Annotated in this window: 15 protein-coding genes; 9 read left to right on the top strand and 6 right to left on the bottom strand. The window is 73.7% G+C overall.

From position 1 onward, the window contains the following. Positions 1-61: 61 nt before the first annotated feature. From ACFW1A_RS25765 to mce, 3 genes are all read right to left on the bottom strand, one after another. Positions 62-991: a cellulose-binding protein gene (locus ACFW1A_RS25765; protein WP_380412365.1), complete on the bottom strand. Its 930-nt coding sequence runs from the start codon at positions 989-991 to the stop codon at positions 62-64. A 105-nt stretch (positions 992-1,096) separates the two neighbouring features. Continuing rightward, positions 1,097-5,458, bottom strand: coding sequence for a hypothetical protein (locus ACFW1A_RS25760; RefSeq protein WP_380412362.1), 4,362 nt, complete (start codon positions 5,456-5,458; stop codon positions 1,097-1,099). 324 nt (positions 5,459-5,782) lie between these two features. Then, on the bottom strand, positions 5,783-6,217 hold the full coding sequence (gene mce / locus ACFW1A_RS25755) for a methylmalonyl-CoA epimerase (protein WP_380412359.1): 435 nt from the start codon (positions 6,215-6,217) through the stop codon (positions 5,783-5,785). Between the two features lie 209 nt (positions 6,218-6,426). On the opposite strand from mce, the gene ACFW1A_RS25750 reads away from it, so the two are divergent. Both ACFW1A_RS25750 and meaB read left to right on the top strand, forming a co-directional pair. Beyond that, positions 6,427-7,632, top strand: coding sequence for an acetyl-CoA C-acetyltransferase (locus ACFW1A_RS25750; RefSeq protein ID WP_380412356.1), 1,206 nt, complete (start codon positions 6,427-6,429; stop codon positions 7,630-7,632). Between the two features lie 49 nt (positions 7,633-7,681). After that, positions 7,682-8,638, top strand: coding sequence for a methylmalonyl Co-A mutase-associated GTPase MeaB (gene meaB / locus ACFW1A_RS25745; RefSeq protein WP_380412353.1), 957 nt, complete (start codon positions 7,682-7,684; stop codon positions 8,636-8,638). Between the two features lie 24 nt (positions 8,639-8,662). Here the strand turns inward: meaB and ACFW1A_RS25740 are convergent, their stop codons facing one another. Next, complete coding sequence (locus tag ACFW1A_RS25740; protein ID WP_380412350.1) at positions 8,663-9,178, bottom strand: MarR family winged helix-turn-helix transcriptional regulator; 516 nt, start codon at positions 9,176-9,178, stop codon at positions 8,663-8,665. 104 nt (positions 9,179-9,282) lie between these two features. Further along, entirely contained in the window at positions 9,283-10,068 is a 786-nt protein-coding gene (locus tag ACFW1A_RS25735; protein WP_380412347.1) for a DUF2127 domain-containing protein, read from the bottom strand. A gap of 204 nt (positions 10,069-10,272) precedes the next feature. On the opposite strand from ACFW1A_RS25735, the gene ACFW1A_RS25730 reads away from it, so the two are divergent. The 4 genes from ACFW1A_RS25730 to ACFW1A_RS25715 all read left to right on the top strand — a co-directional run bounded on the left by ACFW1A_RS25730 (position 10,273) and on the right by ACFW1A_RS25715 (position 13,388). Then, positions 10,273-10,584, top strand: coding sequence for a DUF3817 domain-containing protein (locus tag ACFW1A_RS25730; RefSeq protein ID WP_380412344.1), 312 nt, complete (start codon positions 10,273-10,275; stop codon positions 10,582-10,584). Between the two features lie 67 nt (positions 10,585-10,651). After that, the gene (locus ACFW1A_RS25725; RefSeq protein WP_380412341.1) at positions 10,652-11,179 is read left to right on the top strand and encodes a MarR family winged helix-turn-helix transcriptional regulator; all 528 of its coding nucleotides are present in this window, start codon (positions 10,652-10,654) and stop codon (positions 11,177-11,179) included. Positions 11,180-11,229: 50 nt separating this feature from the next. Beyond that, on the top strand, positions 11,230-11,568 hold the full coding sequence (locus ACFW1A_RS25720; RefSeq protein WP_380412338.1) for a DUF3817 domain-containing protein: 339 nt from the start codon (positions 11,230-11,232) through the stop codon (positions 11,566-11,568). Positions 11,569-11,702: 134 nt separating this feature from the next. Further along, positions 11,703-13,388, top strand: a complete 1,686-nt coding sequence (locus ACFW1A_RS25715) for a methylmalonyl-CoA mutase (RefSeq protein WP_380412335.1) — start codon at positions 11,703-11,705, stop codon at positions 13,386-13,388. Positions 13,389-13,444: 56 nt separating this feature from the next. On the opposite strand, the gene ACFW1A_RS25710 is transcribed toward ACFW1A_RS25715, so the two are convergent. Continuing rightward, on the bottom strand, positions 13,445-14,074 hold the full coding sequence (locus ACFW1A_RS25710) for a TetR/AcrR family transcriptional regulator (RefSeq protein ID WP_380412332.1): 630 nt from the start codon (positions 14,072-14,074) through the stop codon (positions 13,445-13,447). A gap of 311 nt (positions 14,075-14,385) precedes the next feature. Here ACFW1A_RS25710 and trxA point away from each other — a divergent pair, with 311 nt between their 5' ends. The 3 genes from trxA to ACFW1A_RS25695 all read left to right on the top strand — a co-directional run. Further along, positions 14,386-15,363: a thioredoxin gene (trxA, locus tag ACFW1A_RS25705; protein ID WP_380412329.1), complete on the top strand. Its 978-nt coding sequence runs from the start codon at positions 14,386-14,388 to the stop codon at positions 15,361-15,363. Positions 15,364-15,995: 632 nt separating this feature from the next. After that, positions 15,996-16,670, top strand: coding sequence for a DUF6230 family protein (locus ACFW1A_RS25700; RefSeq protein WP_380412326.1), 675 nt, complete (start codon positions 15,996-15,998; stop codon positions 16,668-16,670). A gap of 171 nt (positions 16,671-16,841) precedes the next feature. Then, a partial coding sequence (locus tag ACFW1A_RS25695) for a DUF6114 domain-containing protein (protein ID WP_380412324.1) occupies positions 16,842-17,426 on the top strand: 585 nt, incomplete at its 3' end.

Raw genomic sequence — 17,426 nt, 5'->3', positions numbered from 1 at the left:
CCACTCGTTCGAGTGGGGCCGACGGCCGTACGACTGCGGAAGCCCGGTCCCCGGGCGGGCGTCAGCGGGACTGCTGGGCCGGCACGCCGAGCGCGTCGTCGGTCGGCAGCGAGGCCGCGGCGACGGCCGCACCGGTGAGCGTGGCGAGCATCTCGCGGACGTTGGTGAGCTGGGCGTTGATCGAGTCGCGGCGGTTGGTCAGCGCCGCCAGCTCGCGCTCGGACTCGCTGCGGATCCGGTCGGCCTTGGCGTTGGCGTCGGCCACGATGTCCTCGGACTGGCGCTGGGCCGTCTCGACGGTCTGGCGGGCGCGGCGCTCGGCGTCGGTGCGCAGCTTCTCGGCCTCCAGGCGCAGCTGCTCGGCGCGGTGCTCGATCTCCGCCAGCCGCTTCTCGGCCTTGGCCTGACGGGCCGCCAGGTCGCGCTCGGACTGCTCGCGGCGCTTGGCCAGGTTGGTCTCGAACTCCAGCGCGGCCTGGGCGGCCTTGGTGCGGGTCTCCTCGAAGAGGGCGTCCGCCTCCTCGCGCTTGTTCTGCGCGTCCTTGTTGGCCTCGGCGCGCAGCTGGGCGCTGTCGCTCTTGGCCTTCTCGACGATCCGCAGACCCTCGTCCTCGGCCTTGGCCTTGCGGTCCTTGGCGTAGTTCTCCGCCTCGGTGCGGACCTGCTGGGCGGCCGCCTCGGCCAGCTCACGGTGCTGCTCGGCGGCGCGGTGCGCCTCCTCGCGCAGGTCCTTCGCCTCCTCCTCGGCCAGCCGCAGGATCTTCTCGACCCGGGCACCGAGGCCGGCGTACGAGGGCTCCGCCTCGGTCACCGCGGCCTGCGCGGTCTGGGTCTCCAGGTGGAGCTCCTCGATCCGCTTCTCCAGGGCGCTGATCCGGGCCAGCGCGCTGTCACGGTCGGCCACCAGCTTGGTGATCCGCTCGTCGACCTGGGCGCGCTCGTACCCACGGCGCACCAGGTCGAAGCCGTGAGGGGAGTGACTGTCGCTCATGGGGCTGGGCTTCCTGTCGTCAAACCAATGAGGTGGTTGAGGGAATCCTGACACGTTATCGGAGTGTCGTAGGCAAAATGCCTATGGCTGTCGGACAATGTCCGCTCAATCGGGTGGTGTCCGCTCGGACCTGCTGCCACTCGAACGGGGGGCGCCCACTCCCGCGCCCGCCTTTGATCCCCCGTTGGCACCGCTCGAACCCTTGGCGCCGGACGCGGCCGACGCCTTGGAACCGGCCTCGCGACCCGCCGCCTGCTGCGCGGACGACGGGGCCTCGAAGGCCTCCAGCGCGGACAGGACGTCCTGCACGCGCGAAATCTCGGTGTTGATGTCCTTGCGCCGGCGCACCAGCTCGTCCAGCTCGCGGCGGCCCTCGCTGGTCACCCGCTGGGCCTCGGAGCGGGCGGTGGACTGGATCCGGTCCGCCTCCTCCTCGGCCAGCCGCAGCTGCTCGGCGGCGGTCTGCTCGGCGGCCCGGCGGCGCTTGCCGGCCTCCTCGGCGGCGTCCTCCAACTGCCGCTCGGCCTCGTCCTGCGCCGCCTTGAGCCGCTCCTCGGCCTTGATCTTCAGCGCCTCGGCCTTGGCGTCGGAGTCGGCCAGCTTCTGCTCGGCCTCCTTCAGCAGGCCCTCGGCCTTGCGGACCGCGGCGATGCGCACCTTGCTGGCCTCGGAGGAGGCCTGCGAGGTGAGCTCGGCGGCCCGCTCCTCGGCGGCGGCGACCAGGGCGGCGGCCCGCTCCTCGGCCTCCGCGACGGTGCTCACCGCCTGCTCCTCGGCCTCGGCGAGCTGCTCCTGAGCCGCCGTCACCAGGGTGTCCACCCGCTCGCCGGCGCTCTTCATCGCCTGCGCGTTCTCCTTGCGGGCCCGCTCGTGCAGCGCCTCCACCTCGGCCTCGGTGCGCTCGCGCAGCTCCTCGGCGCGCTCGCGGATCGCGGTGGCGTCCCGGCGGGCCTCGGAGAGCAGCGCGTCGGCGTCCGCCCGGGCCCGCTCGACCTCGGCCTGACCGGCCGCCTCGCCGGTGGCGACCAGCCGGTCCGCCTCCTTGCGGGCCGCCGCCACCATCGCGTCGGCCTGCTCCTCGGCGGCCGTGGCGGTGGCCAGCGCGGTGGTCTGGGCCTCCTCGCCGAGCGACTCGGCGTCCGCGAAGGCCTTCTCCAGCACCGTGGTGGCCTGCGCCCGGGTGGCCGAGTCGTACTGCTCGGCCTGCTCGCGGGTGGACCGGTCGTAGGCGTCGGCGTTGGCGCGGCTGGTGGTGTCGTACTCGTCGGCCAGCGTGCGGGTGGCGGCGGCGTACTCCTCGGTCTCGGTGCGCAGGCGGGTGGCGAACAGTTCCGCCTCGGCGACCAGGGCGGCGCCGTGCTCCTCGGCCGCGGCCACCGTCTGCTGGGCCTGCGCATCGGCGTCGGCCACGGTCGACTGCGCCTGGGCCTCGCTCTCGGCGCGCAGCCGGGCGGCGTAGGCCTCGGCCTCGGCCCGCAGGTTCTCGGCGTACTCGCGGGCCTCGCCGCTCACCCGGGCGGCCTCGGCCTCGGCCTCGGTCCGGGTCTGCTCGGCGAAGGCGCGGGCCTGCTCGCGCACGGCCGCGTCGTGGCCCTCGGCCTCGGCGCGCAGCCGCTCGCCGTAGGCCTCGGCCTCGGTGCTCAGCCGGGTGGCCTCGGCGGTGGCGGCCTCGCGCTCGGCGGCGGTCTCGGCCGCGGTGCGCTCGCGCAGTTCGGTGGTCTCCCGCTCCGCGGTGGCGCGCAGCTCGGCCAGCTCGGCGGCGGTGCGCTCGCGGTCCTCGGCGGTGTCCCGCTCGGCCCGCTCCACCAGCTCGGCCACCTGCTGGGAGGCCCGCTCGTGCAGCCCGGCCACCGACTGGCGGACCTGGGCGGCCTCGTCCTCGGCGGCGGCCACCAGCTCGGCGGCGCCGGAGGTGGCGGCCGCGGTGGCTGCGGCGGCCTCCTGCCGGGCCTGCTCCAGCGCCTCGGTGGCCTCCGCGCGCAGCGCGGCCACCTCCTCGGCGGTCCGGGCGACCAGCGCGGTGGCCTCCTCGTTGGCCTCGGTGCGGGCGGTCTCGGCGGCCGACTCGGCCTGCTCCAACTGCTCGGCGGCCTGGGCGCGCAGTGCGGTGGCGGCGGCCTCCGCCTCGGCCAGCACCCGGGCGGCCTCGGCGGTGGCGGCCTCGCGCTCGGCAGCGGTCTCGGCGGCGGTGCGCCCGGTCAGCTCGGCGGCGGCCGCCTCGGCCTGCTCGCGGGCCTGCCGGGCGGCGGTGAGCGCCTCGGCGGTCTCCTCCCGCTCGCGGCGCAGCGCGACCTCGGCCTGCTCGGCGGCCCGGCGGCTCTCCTCGCGCAGGGCGGCGGCCTCGGCCTCCGCCTCGGCGCGCAGCCGGTCGGCCTCGGCGCGGGCCTGCCCCTCGCGCTCCTCGGCGGCCTGCTGGGCAGCGGTCTGCACGGCGGTGGCGGCGGCCTCGGCCTCGCCCCGCACCCGGCGGTCGTAGGCGGCGGCCTCGCGGCGCAGCTCGGCCGTCTCCTGCTCGGCGGCGGCCCGGTTCTCGGCGGCGGCGGCCTTGGCGGCGCCCAGTGCGTCCTTGTGCTGCTGGGCCGCGGCGGCGGCCAGCTTCTCCGCCTCGGCGGTGGCCCGCTGCAGCGTCTGCTCGGCCCGGGCCTGGGTCTGCGCGGCCCGGTCCTTGGCCTCGGCCTGCTGCCGGGCGACCTCGGCGGCGGCGCCGTCGCGCAGCTCGTCCGCGTCGGCCTTGGCCTTGGTGAGCAGTTCCTCCGCGCTCTTGGCGGACTCCTCTATCTGGGCCACCGCCTGCCGGCGCGCCTCGCCGCGCACCTTGTCGGCCTCGGCGGCGGCCTGGGCGCGCAGCTGCTCGGCCTCGGCGCGCTGCTGGGCGGCCTCGTCCTGCATCCGCTCCATCCGGGCGCGGAAGTCGGCGGCGTCGTCCAGAGCGGCGTTCTGCGCCTGCTCCACGGCGGCCTGGGCCTGCTCGCGCAGCCGCTCCGCCTCGGCGGCGGCCCCGGTGCGGATCCGCTCGGCCTCGGCCGCGGCCTCGGCCCGGGTGGCCTCGGCGTCCTGGGTGGCCCGGGCCAGCGCCTCCTCGGCGCTGCGGGCGGCCTTGGCCAGGTGGACGGTGGCGTCCTTGGCACCCTCGGCCCGGCCCTGCTCGCGGGCCTCGGCGCGGACCGCCTCGGCGGCGGCGCGGGCCTCGGCCAGCAGCTCGGTGGACTGGGCCTCGGCCGCGGCGCGCTGCTCCGCGATGGCGGCCTCGGCCTCCTCGCGCAGCTGGGTGGCGACCGACTCGGCCGCGGTGCGCAGGCGGGCGTTCTCGTCGTCGGCGGCGGCCTTGGCGGCGTCCGCCTCGGCCTGGGCGGTCTGCGCCCGGGCCAGCAGCTCGGCGGCGGCGGCCTTGACCCGGTCGGCCTCCTCGGTGGCCTTGGCCACCATCCGCGCCACCTCGGCCTTGGCGGTCTGCGAGCGCTGCTCGCTGGCGGCCTCGCCGTCGGCGACCTTGCGGGAGGCGGTGGCCTCGGCCTCGGCACGCAGCTCCTCGGCGGCCAGGGTGGCCTGCTCGCGCAGCTCGGTGGCCTCCCGGCGGGCCCGCTCGGCCTCGGCCCTGGCCTCCTCGCGCAGCCGCTCGATCTCGGCGGCGGCCCGGGCGGCGGCGGCCTCGGCCAGCTCGCGGTCGCGGACCGCCTCCTGCTGGAGCCGGGCGATCTGCTGCTCGGCGGCGGCCAGCTTGCGCTCGGCCTGGGCCTGGGCGCCGGCCAGCTGCTGCTGGGCCTCGTTGGCCGCCTCGACGTTGGCCTGCTGGGCCTGCTCGGCGGCGGAGCGGAGCAGCCGCTCCGCGTCGTTCTGGGCGCGCAGCAGCGCGGCCTCGGCGGCGGCCTGGGCCTCGCCGCGGGCGGCGTCCACGTCGGCGGCGGTCTGCGCGCGGGCCTGGTCGGACAGGGCGGCGGCCTCGGCCCGGGCGGCGGCCATCATCCGCTCCGCCTCGGCGCGGGCCTCGCCCAGCATCCGCTGGGCCTCCTGCTCGGTGCCGGCCCGGGTCTGCTCGGCCCAGTTGACGTTCTCGCTGACGTGCTGCTCGGCGGCCCGGCGCAGCTCGACCAGCTCGTCCTCCAGCTGGCGGCGGCGGGCCTGCAGCTCGGCCTCCAGCCGGGCGGTCCGCTCGGCGGCCTCGGCCATCAGGCGCTGGGTGGCCGCCTGGGACTCGCGCAGGTGCCGCTCGGCGTCCGCGCGCAGTTGCTGGGCCTGCAGCTCGGCGGTGCGCAGCAGTTGCTCGGCCTGACCGGAGACGGAGTCGAAGGCGCGCGGCTGAGCCAGCTGCCGACGGGATTCGTGCAGCTTGGCCCGGAGCACCTCCACCTGGTAGGCGAGGTCCTCGGAATGCTCGACGGTCTTGTCCCGCTCCTTGCGAAGCCGGTCCATCTCGGCCTCGAACTGGGAGAGGTGATCATCAACCTCGTAGCGGTCGTTGCCCCGCACTGCGCGGTCCCATCCATCTCCTGGTCGCGTCCTCGACCGGTACCGGCCCCGTCGGGGGCCGGCCGCGCCGGTCCTTGCATCCCCGGTCGCACGGGCGAACCCGGACCGTGGTCGGAGTCGTGGCCGGTGGGGCACGGTGCACCGCGCTCCGCCGGGGTGCTGGACTCCTGGGCGAACTCTTGCCTATGGAGAATGGTGACAGATCCGAACTGCGACCGTTCAGCCGTGCCCTGATACGGGACTCCCCTGCGACCCTGGGCAGTGTAGTGGGCCGGAGCGGGCCTGTAACCGGGCAGGGCCGGGGTTGGCGAGGTTACCGACGGGTCAGTGCTCGCCCGGCAGGGCCGAGGTGACCAGCTCGGTCAGCACGCCGCCGCAGTCCTTCGGGTGCAGGAAGGTGATCCGGGAACCCATCGAACCGCGCCGCGGCTCGTCGTAGAGCACCCGCACGCCCTTGGCCCTGATGTCCGCGGCGTCGCCGTCGACGTCCGCCGTGCCGAAGGCGATGTGGTGCACGCCCTCGCCGTTCTTGGCCAGCCACTTGGCCACCGTGGAGTCCTCGCGGGTGGGCTCCAGCAGCTGGAGGTAGGAGGCGCCGCCGTCGCCGGTGTCGTTGATCTTCAGCATGGCCTCGCGGACGCCCTGCTCCTCGTTGACCTCGCTGTGGAACACCTCGAAGCCGTACGTGGCACGGTAGAACTCGACCGTTTTGTCGAGGTCGAAGCAGGCGATACCGATGTGGTCGATCCGGGTCAACACGTGAAGCCTCCTGAGGGACGGGTCGCACCAGTGCAGCGCAGATGCCGAGGCGGGCGCCAGCGGGCCGCGTGCGAGCCTGATCACACCGATGGTGCGGTGACGCCCGGGTTACACCTCAGTACATTGAGCAGCATCCCTCTCCCCGGGCCCGTCGTCGTGCCTCACCGCCGGACGGACTCGATGGCCGAACGTGCGAAGGGGCTCGTGCCATGCCTACCGCTTCCACCGCTACCACCTCCGTGATCGTCGCGGGGGCCCGTACCCCGATGGGCCGCCTGCTCGGCTCGCTGAAGGACTTCTCCGGCGCCCAGCTCGGCGGCATCGCCATCAAGGCGGCGCTGGAGCGGGCGGGCGTCAGCGGCGACCAGGTCGACTACGTGATCATGGGCCAGGTGCTGCAGGCGGGTGCCGGACAGATCCCGGCCCGCCAGGCCGCCGTGGCCGCCGGGATCCCGCTGAACGTGCCGGCGCTGACCATCAACAAGGTCTGCCTCTCCGGCCTGGACGCCATCGCGCTGGCCGACCAGCTGATCCGGGCCGGCGAGTTCGAGATCGTGGTGGCCGGCGGCCAGGAGTCGATGACCAACGCCCCGCACCTGCTGCCCAAGTCCCGCGAGGGCTACAAGTACGGCGCCATCCAGATGCTGGACGCGATGGCGTACGACGGCCTGACCGACGCCTACGAGAACATCCCGATGGGCGAGTCGACCGAGCGCCACAACACCCGCCTGGGCATCGGCCGCGAGGTCCAGGACGAGATCGCCGCCCGCTCGCACCAGCGGGCCGCCGCCGCCCAGAAGAACGGGCTTTTCGACGCCGAGATCGTCCCGGTGGCGATCCCGCAGCGCAAGGGCGACCCGGTGCTGTTCAGCCAGGACGAGGGCATCCGCGGCGAGACCACGGCGGAGGCGCTGGGCAAGCTGCGCCCGGCCTTCACCAAGGACGGCACCATCACCGCCGGCACCGCCTCGCAGATCTCCGACGGCGCCGCCGCCGTGGTCGTGATGAGCAAGGCCAAGGCCGAGGAGCTGGGCCTGAGCTGGATCGCCGAGATCGGCGCGCACGGCAACGTGGCCGGCCCGGACAACTCGCTGCAGTCCCAGCCGTCCAACGCGATCAAGCACGCGGTGGCCAAGGAGGGCATCGCGGTCGAGGACCTGGACCTGATCGAGATCAACGAGGCCTTCGCCGCGGTCGCCCACCAGTCGATGCTCGACCTGGGGGTCGGCGCCGACATCGTCAACGTGAACGGCGGCGCCATCGCGCTGGGCCACCCGATCGGCATGTCCGGCGCCCGCGTGGTGCTGCACCTGGCGCTGGAGCTGGGCCGCCGCGGCGGCGGCACCGGCGCGGCCGCGCTCTGCGGCGGCGGCGGCCAGGGCGACGCGCTGATCATCCGGGTGCCCAAGGCCTGACGGCGGCCGACGCGAAGGGGAGACTCTGCTCAATGAACGGCGTGGCTCAATGATCGACGTACCGACCCTGGTGGAGCAGGCCCGCGCGGGACGCCCGCGGGCGGTGGCCCGGCTGATCTCGCTGGTCGAGAACGCCGCGCCGGAACTGCGCGAGGCGATGGCGGCGCTGGCGCCGCACACCGGCCGGGCCTACACGGTGGGCCTGACCGGCTCGCCCGGGGTCGGGAAGTCGACCTCCACCTCGGCGCTGGTGTCGGCGTACCGCCGGCTCGGCAAGCGGGTGGGCGTGCTGGCGGTCGATCCCTCCTCGCCGTTCTCCGGCGGGGCGCTGCTCGGCGACCGGGTGCGGATGCAGGACCACGCCACCGACCCCGACGTGTTCATCCGCTCGATGGCCACCCGCGGCCACCTGGGCGGCCTGTCCTGGGCCGCCCCGCAGGCGCTGCGGGTGCTCGACGCGGCCGGCTGCGAGGTGATCCTGGTGGAGACCGTCGGGGTCGGCCAGTCCGAGGTGGAGGTGGCCGCCCAGGCCGACACCACCGTGGTGCTGCTGGCCCCGGGGATGGGTGACGGGATCCAGGCGGCCAAGGCGGGCATCCTGGAGATCGGCGACCTCTTCGTGGTCAACAAGGCCGACCGGGACGGGGCGGACGCCACCGCCCGGGAGCTGGGCCACATGCTGGGCCTGGGCGAGGCGCGCGAGCCGGGGGACTGGCGCCCGCCGATCGTCAAGACCGTGGCGGCCCGCGGCGAGGGCGTGGACGAGGTGGTCGAGGCGCTGGAGAAGCACCGCGCCTGGCTGGAGGAGCGCGGCGAGCTGGCGGCCCGGCGGCGGCGCCGGGCGGCGCAGGAGATCGAGGTGATCGCGCTGGCGCAGCTGCGCGCGCGGATCGGCGACCTGCACGGCGACCGGCACCTGGACGCGCTGGCCGAGCAGGTGGCCGACGGCACGCTGGACCCGTACGGCGCGGCGGACCGGCTGGTCGCGGGCCTGACGGACCGTTAGGCCGCCCCGGGCGCGGCCCGGGGCTCAGCCCCGGCCGCGCAGCCCGCGCAGGTGCTCGGCGATCGGGGCCAGCGCCTCGTACAGGGCGTCCAGCTGGTCGCCCTCGAAGCGGTCGATGAAGTGCGCCCGGACGCTGCGCACGTGGTCCGGGGCGACCTTGCGCAGGGTCTGCCAGCCCTGCTCGGTGAGGTGCGCGTACAGGCCGCGGCGGTCGCCCGGACACTCCTGGCGCAGCACCAGTCCGGCGCTCTCCATCCGGGTGATCTGGTGCGAGAGCCGGCTCTTGGACTGCAGGGTGGCGGTGGCCAGGTCGGTCATCCGCATCCGCCGGTCCGGCGCCTCGGAGAGCACCACCAGGATCTCGTAGTCGTTGATCGCCAGCTCGTGCTGCTGCAGCTCGCGGCCGAGCTGGTACTCCAGCAGCTTGCTGACCTCCAGGTGGGCACGCCATACCCGCTGCTCCCGGGCGGTCAGCCAGGGGGTGTCGTCCTCGGCGGGGGCGCCCGGCAGCTCGGCCGGCTCGGTGGCGTGCGTGTCCATGGCGCCCATGATACCCGAGTTTGTTCAACTTTCTACAAGTTAAGGCGGCCCCGCCACCCGGTCGGCGGCGGGACGCACTCGAACGGGTGCCGCGGTGGCCCGGCTCAGGCCGCGCCGGCCGCGGCCGGTACCGCGACGGCGGCCCGCTCGACCTCCAGCAGCGAGGCCGAGTGGCGCTGCGCCTCGAACGCCCGGTGGCCGCCGCGCAGCCCGAACAGCCGCTTGGAGAGCAGGATCCAGAGTACGGCGGCGACGTTGAGCGCGACGGTGACCAGCTTGATCGGGCTGACGTGGTGGGTCAGCTCCAGGCCCTCCAGCGGGAGGAAGGCCGCGGTGGCGATCACCGCCAGGTACTCCGCCCAGCGCTTGTTCAGCCACAGTCCGGCGCCCTCGACCAGCTCGATCAGCGAGTAGGCCAGCACGCCGCCGGCCACGTAGGTCAGGGTGTTCTTCTTGTAGTCGAAGGTCTTGCGGATGGTGTCGACCACCGAGGAGTGCTCCAGGTCCCAGTGGAAGTGGTCGGCCACCGGCCGGAACACCGTCAGGTCCTGGTCGAAGAGCTGGTGCACCGCGTCCTGGCTGTTGGCGAACCGCCAGACCGCCCAGGCCACCAGGATGCCCAGGACGCCGCGCAGGGCCCGCTCGACCGCCAGGAAGCGCAGCACGAACAGGTCGCGCAGCGCCTTGCCGCGCGGCACCAGCGGAGCGTGGTCGGCCGGCCCGGAGCCGTGCGGGGCGCCGAGCGTGAAGTCGCCGCAGCGCAGGCAGCGCCAGGCCTCGCCGGCCGCGGTGGCCACCTGCAGCCGCTCGCGCAGCGCGGGCTCGGTGGGCGCGTAGGTCAGGTGGCCGCGCTTGGCGCAGGTGCGGCGGTTCCAGTCGCGGTTGAACACAGTGCTTCCCCCGGTGTCGGGCCCGTCACCGGGCCGTGCGGCAGCAGGATAGCGACGCCGTTCGGACGGCGGCCACGGATGTGACCTCGGGCACCTGCGGGCCCCCCGGGCGTGGCCGGCGCGGCATCGATGCCCATAATGGGCGACGGCTTGTGCCCCGGTTCACAAGCGCCGCCCCCGCCGACCTCCGTGAGGTACTCCGCGATGCAGAACAGTGCCGCCCACCGGCTGCGACTCGTCTCCGGCCCCGAGGGCCTGTCGTTCATACTCCTGCTGGTCTGCTCGGTGCTGAAGCGGACCACCAGCTTCGACGCGGTGCCGGTGATGGGCATGGTCCACGGCATGCTCTTCCTCGCCTACGTGGCCTTCCTGGGCCTGGCCTGGCAGAAGCAGAAGTGGTCCGCCAAGCGGGCGCTGCTGCTGCTGGTCCTGTCGGTGCTGCCGACCGGCGGTTTCTTCGCCGAGCGGATGCTGGCCAAGGAGGAGCGCGGCGAGCTCGCGCCCGCCGTCGCCTGAGCGCGCTCCGGTCCCACCATGCGGGCCGTCCGGGAAGCGCCCGGCGGCCCGCCGGTACGGTGAGGACGTGGCCAAACCCCTCTCGCTCGACTTCGACCCGATCGCCCGAGCCGACCAGCTCTGGACCCGCCGCTGGGGCCAGGTGCCGGCGATGGCCGCGATCACCTCGGTCATGCGCGCCCACCAGATCCTGCTGGGCCGGGTGGACGCGGTGGTCAAGCCGTACGGGCTGACCTTCGCCCGCTACGAGGCGCTGGTGCTGCTGACCTTCAGCCGGACCGGCGAGCTCTCGCTCTCCAAGATCGGCGAGCGGCTGATGGTCCACCCGACCAGCGTGACCAACACGGTGGACCGGCTGGAGCGGGCCGGACTGGTCTCCCGGCGGCCCAACCCGCTGGACGGCCGCGGGGTGCTGGCGGCGATCACGCCGCGCGGACGCGAGGTGGTGGAGCAGGCCACCCGCGAGCTGATGGCGATCGAGTTCGGCCTGGAGTCCTACGACGAGGACCAGTGCCGACAGGTGTTCGACCTGCTCAAGCCGCTCCGGGTGGCGGCCGGCGACTTCGCCGAGACCCCCGCCGAAGAGGCCCCGTGAGGGCGGTTACCCTCTAACGAGCCCCCCTGTCGAGCCGAAGGCTGCCCCTCATGAAGCCCACCCCCCTGCTGGCCTGGTACCGGGCCCTGGCCATCGCCACCGGTTGCGCCCTGCTGATCTTCTGCGGCTTCATGATCGCGAAGTACGGCTTCGGCGCCGCCAAGGACGCGACCATGTACGTGGCCATGCTGCACGGCTACCTGTACATCGGGTACTTCATCGTGACCTTCCTGCTCGGCCAGAAGCTCAAGTGGCCGATGGGCCGCCTGCTGTTCACCCTGGCCGCCGGGTGCATCCCGTTCGCCTCGTTCGTCGCGGAGCGCCGGGTGGTCCGCGAGGCCGCCGCGGCCACCACCGCGGCCCCCGCCGAGCAGCCGGTCGGCGTCTGAGCACCCCGACCGACCCCCGACAGGGCCCCCGCCGAGCAGGCGGGGGCCCTGTTGCGTGCGGTCGGGCATCGACAAGTAGTAGGACGTCCGAGTAAATTTCTAGGACGTCCTACTACTTGACCGGAGCGGAGCCCATGGACGCCGACGAGATCGAGCGCGGCAGGCAGCGCTGGCAGCAGCGCTACGACGGCGCGCGCAAGCGCGAGGCCGACTTCACCACGCTCTCGGGCGACGAGGTGGCGCCGGTGTACGGCCCGCCGGCCGGCCAGGAGCAGGAGGGTTTCGAGCGGATCGGCTGGCCGGGGGAGTACCCGTACACCCGCGGCCTGCACCCGACCGGGTACCGCGGCCGGGCCTGGACCATCCGCCAGTTCGCCGGCTTCGGCAACGCCCAGCAGACCAACGAGCGGTACCGGATGATCCTGGAGGCCGGCGGCGGCGGCCTCTCGGTCGCCTTCGACATGCCCACCCTGATGGGGTACGACTCCGACGACGCCCGCTCGCTCGGCGAGGTGGGCCACTGCGGGGTGGCGATCGACTCGGCCGCCGACATGGAGGTGCTGTTCGACTCGATCCCGCTGGGCGACGTCACCACCTCGATGACGATCAGCGGCCCGGCGGTGCCGATCTTCTGCATGTACCTGGTGGCCGCCGAGCGCCAGGGGGTCGACCCGGGCGTGCTCAACGGCACCCTGCAGACCGACATCTTCAAGGAGTACATCGCGCAGAAGGAGTGGCTCTTCGCCCCGGAGCCGCACCTGCGCCTGATCGGCGACCTGATGGAGTACTGCGCCGAGGGCATCCCCGCCTACAAGCCGCTCTCGGTCTCCGGCTACCACATCCGCGAGGCCGGGGCGACGGCCGCCCAGGAGCTCGCCTACACGCTGGCCGACGGCTTCGCCTACGTGGAGCTGGGCCTGTCCCGCGGCATGGACGTGGACGTCTTCGCCCCCGGCCTGTCCTTCTTCTTCGACGCCCACCTGGACTTCTTCGAGGAGATCGCCAAGTTCCGCGCGGCCCGCCGGATCTGGGCCCGGTGGCTGCGCGAGCGGTACGGCGCGAAGACCGAGAAGGCGCAGTGGCTGCGCTTCCACACCCAGACCGCGGGCGTCTCGCTGACCGCCCAGCAGCCCTACAACAACGTGGTGCGCACCGCGGTGGAGGCGCTGGCGGCGGTGCTGGGCGGCACCAACTCGCTGCACACCAACGCGCTGGACGAGACGCTGGCGCTGCCCAGCGAGCAGGCCGCCGAGATCGCCCTGCGCACCCAGCAGGTGCTGATGGAGGAGACCGGGGTGGCCAACGTGGCCGACCCGCTGGGCGGCTCCTGGTACGTGGAGGCGCTGACCGACCGGATCGAGGCCCAGGCCGAGGAGATCTTCGCCAAGATCCTGGCCAAGGGCAGCGCGGACCACCCGATCGGCCCGATGACCGCCGGCATCCTGCGCGGGATCGAGGAGGGCTGGTTCACCGGCGAGATCGCCGAGGCCGCCTTCCAGTACCAGCAGAAGGTGGAGAAGGGCGAGAAGCGGGTCGTCGGCGTCAACTGCTTCCCCAAGTCCGTCACCCCGGAGCTGGAGATCCTGCGGGTCAGCCACGAGGTCGAGCGCGAGCAGGTGCGGGTGCTGACCGAGCGCCGGGCGGCGCGGGACGAGGCGGCGGCGCGGGCCGGGCTGGACGCCATGCTGGCGGCCGCGCGCAGCGGCGCCAACATGATCCCGGCGATGCTGCAGGCGGTCCGCGCGGAGGCCACCCTGGGCGAGATCTGCGACGTGCTGCGCCAGGAGTGGGGCATCTACCGGGAGCCGGCCGGCTTCTGACCCCGTGGCGCCCGCAGGGGCCGTCGGGCAACCGCCCGGCGGCCCCTGCGGCGCGTTCAGCAGGGCCGGGTCAGCCCCGGGTTGAGCAGCAGCGAGGTGAACCGGCTGATCCACTCCGGGCTGGCCGGCTCGCCGCTGACCAGCATCCGGTGCTCCACCGCGCCGGCCACCGTGTCGAAGATGATGTCGATCTCCTCGGCGCGCTCCACCGGGTCGCCCAGCACGGTGATCTCGCCGCGGGCCAGCGCGTTGGCCAGGCCCTGGTGCACCAGGCGCTTCTGCGGGTCGACGATGTGTTCGCGGATCCGGCGGCGCAGTTCGGCGTCCCGGGTGCCCTCCGCGAACAGCGCCAGCAGGCCGGCCTGGCTCTCCGGGCGGGCCAGCAGGTCGGCGAACTGGGTGACCACGCCCTCCATGTCGGCCTGCAGGCTGCCCCGGTCGACCATCTCCAACTGGTCGAAGAGGCTGGCGATGGCGTCGATCACCAGCTCGTTCTTGGACGGCCAGCGGCGGTACAGGGTGGTCTTGGCGACGCCGGCGCGCACCGCGACGTCGCCCATGGTCAGTCCGCCCCAGCCGAGTTCGGCGAGGGCGGCCCGGGTGGCGTCGAGGATCGCCTGGTCCGCGGCGGCGCTGCGCGGCCGCCCTTTGGCGCGCGGTGGGGACGGCTGCGGGGTGAGGGGCACCGCGGCTCCTGACTGTACTGATGAGTAGCTTGGGTGGGGGAGGTTCACGGTAGCGGGAGTTGCCGGGCGCGGAAAGTGGGACACATCACGTCGAGCACGCCTTGAGGGGGGTTGCGTACGGGGGGTGCCCGGCAGATACGCTACGACCTGTAGCGAATAGAGCGACAACCACGCGTCCGTCCTGTGGGAGGGCCGGACGCGCAGCGCGGGTGGGGATCCGCGCGGTCGGACTCGACAGCTGCGCAGGGGCATCCGCGGACTTTCGCCGCGGATGGCGCCCGGCACCGGCGCGGACGGGGGAGGATGGTGCCATGCAGCCACGGAACACGCATCTGAACAGCGCCGCCCTGCGCGGCGCGGTCGACCTCGCCGCGGTGAAGGCGGCCGGGGAGGCCGCACAGAAGGCCGAGCAGGCCCGCGTCGAGCGGGCCCGGCAGGTGGAGGCCGGCGAGGCGGTCGGGCCCGGCTACCAGCTGGTGCTCGACGTCACCGAGGAGACCTTCGAGGAGGAGGTCGTCCAGCGCTCCACCGAGGTTCCGGTGGTGGTGGACTTCTGGGCCGAGTGGTGCGGCCCGTGCAAGCAGCTCAGCCCGATCCTGGAGCGCCTGGCCGAGGAGTACGCCGGCCGGATCGTGCTCGCCAAGATCGACGTGGACGCCAACCAGCTGATCGCCCAGCAGTTCGGCATCCAGGGCATCCCGGCCGTGATGGCGGTGGTCGCCGGCCAGCTGGTGCCGCTCTTCCAGGGGGCCGAGAACGAGGCCAACGTCCGCAAGATCCTGGACCAGCTGATCGCGGTCGCCGAGCAGCGCTTCGGCATCGTGGGCGGCGGGGCCGCCCCGGCGGACGACGCGCCGGTCGCGCCGCGCCGGCCCGAGGACCCGGCGCTGGCCGCCGCGCACGAGGCGCTGGACACCGGTGACCTGCCCGGGGCGATCCAGGCCTACCAGAACGTGCTGGCCGACCAGCCGGGCAACGCCGAGGCCCAGCTCGGCCTGGCCCAGGCCCAGTTGCTGCACCGGGTGGCCGGGTTCGACGTCCAGGCGGTGCGCACCGCGGCGGCCCAGGGGCCGGCGGACGTGCGGGCCCAGCTGGACGCGGCCGACCTGGAGCTGGTCGGCGGCCACGTCGAGGACGCTTTCGGCCGCCTGGTGGACACCGTGGGCCGCACCGCCGGTGCCGACCGGGACGCCGCGCGGCTGCGGCTGCTGGAGCTCTTCGAGGTGATCGGCCCGGACGACCCGCGGGTGGTCGCGGCCCGCACCGCGCTGGCCAGGGTGCTCTTCTGACGGTCGGTCGGCCCGACCCCCGGTGCAATCCGTGGCACGGGGGGTGACCTGCGGTGTCGTCAGTGATAAGGCGACAATCGGGGGACCCCTCCTCGGGTTTATCAAATCTTGACACTACCCCTGCACGGTCACCTCGGGTGACCGTGCAGGGGTGTTTCGTTCCTGTTTCCAGGAGATTTCTCCGGCACGACCTCCGGCGGGCGTCACTCTCCGTATATGGCATGGCTCGGTCATGATCATTGCCGCCGAATGTTGGATTACCCGTCAGTAAGGAACCCCTTGTGCTTCGGCCGGGATTCCAGCACGATCGGCCACGCCCGGTCCCTCACTTCACTCCCCGGCCCTCTGCCGGACACCTGGAGCGCGGGATCCCCACCGGGTGACCGCCGGCCCCAACCGGCGGTTGGAGGGCAGGGGGGTGTCCGCGTCCCACCGCGGTTCCTGTCCTCGCTCCGGTCGCGCGACCCCGCGTGATCGTTTGGTTGTCGCTCGGGGGTGATCGCCGACCACCGGTTCGCCCGGGGCCGGAGGTCGTCGCTACCGAGGACGTAGGTCGTCTCCCATCCCAGGACGGGAACCGCGCACAGCGTGCCGGCCCGACCGGAGATGTACGTCCGAGAAGGAGGACACGCATGTCCAAGACTTACGGCAAGACCCGCTGGAAGCGCTTCGCCCTCGTGATGGTGCCCAGCATCGCCGCCACCGCCGGCATCGGCGTCAGCATCGCGCAGAGCGCGCTGGCCGCCTCGTTCAGCGTCTCCGGTCAGAGCTTCAAGGTCACCACCGACCACCTGACCGGCACCAACTTCGCCCAGTTCGGTTCGGTCGACGTCCAGGCGGACGGCAAGACCCCGCACGTGGTGGCGGTGTCGGCGTTCGACCACGCGACCATCCACAACCTGTGCCAGTCGGTGGTCACCGACCTGACCCCGATCGGCCTCGGCAAGTGGACCCTGGTCCTCAACGCCGGTACCGCGCCGGAGCAGGCGGGCGTCGCCCCCAAGGACGACGCGGGCCAGGTCCAGGCCGACAACCTGCTGATCGACCTGAACCAGCTCAACGCCGACGCGACCTTCCAGAAGATCAACATCGGCCAGGACGCCTCCACCCTGCAGGGCACCGCCACCCAGGGCTGGAAGGACATCCAGGGCCACGGCCTGCCGACCGGTGCGACCGGCTTCGCCCAGTCCGCCCCGCAGGCCGAGCTGTCCAAGGTCCAGCAGACCGCCTGGGCCACCTCGGCCGGCACCTTCAAGCTCCCGGGCCTGAAGCTGAACATCAACCAGGGCACCACCGAGTGCTACTAGTCCGTCCCTGACGGGCCGTCCGACCGGAGCACGGCGCCGGGCGGCACCGAACGGAGCGGACCGAGGCCATCGTGATGGCCCCGGCGGGCAGGGGGCGGCTGATTCGAGCCGTCCCCTGGCCGCACAACCCCGAGCACCAGCCCTCGGACAGACCCCGCGAGGAGTTCCATCGTGACCAGCGCAACTGCCCCCCTCTGGCCCGAAGGCGCCGGCCGGCCCACCCGCGTGTGGCGCCGCTTCCGCGCCTGGCGCCGCAGCCGGCCGTTCTGGGGCGGGCTGCTGGCGGCCTTCGCAGGGGTGCCGATCCTCTACTTCCCGTACGCGCACCTGACCCTGGGCGGGCTCACGGTGGCGATGTCCACCACCGCCGGGGCCGGCTCGCTGATCATCGGCGTGCTGCTGATCGCCCTCGGGATCTCGGCCTGGTTCCAGCCGGCCAGCCGGATCTTCTGCGGCATCGGGGTCACCGTGCTGACCCTGATCTCGATCCCGGTCTCCAATCTGGGCGGCTTCCTGATGGGCCTGATCCCCGGGCTGATCGCGGGCGGGCTGCTGTGCGCCTGGGCCCCGATGGCGCCCGAGCAGGCCGCCGCCTTCGAGGCGAAGCTGGCGGCCGGGCCGCGCCGGATGGAGCACTGGCAGGACACCGCGCCGGCCGAGGCGCAGTCCGCCGAGACCGTCGAGGCCCCGGAGGCCGTCGAGGCCCCCGAGGCCGCGGAAGCCGCCGCGGAGCCGGCCGAGTCCGCTGCGGAGGCG

Origin of the sequence: Kitasatospora sp. NPDC058965 (assembly GCF_042741245.1) — a bacterium.
In the GTDB taxonomy this organism is placed as follows: domain Bacteria; phylum Actinomycetota; class Actinomycetes; order Streptomycetales; family Streptomycetaceae; genus Kitasatospora.
Note: the sequence above shows the minus strand (reverse complement) of the source record. Positions and strands in the feature narration are given on the sequence as shown.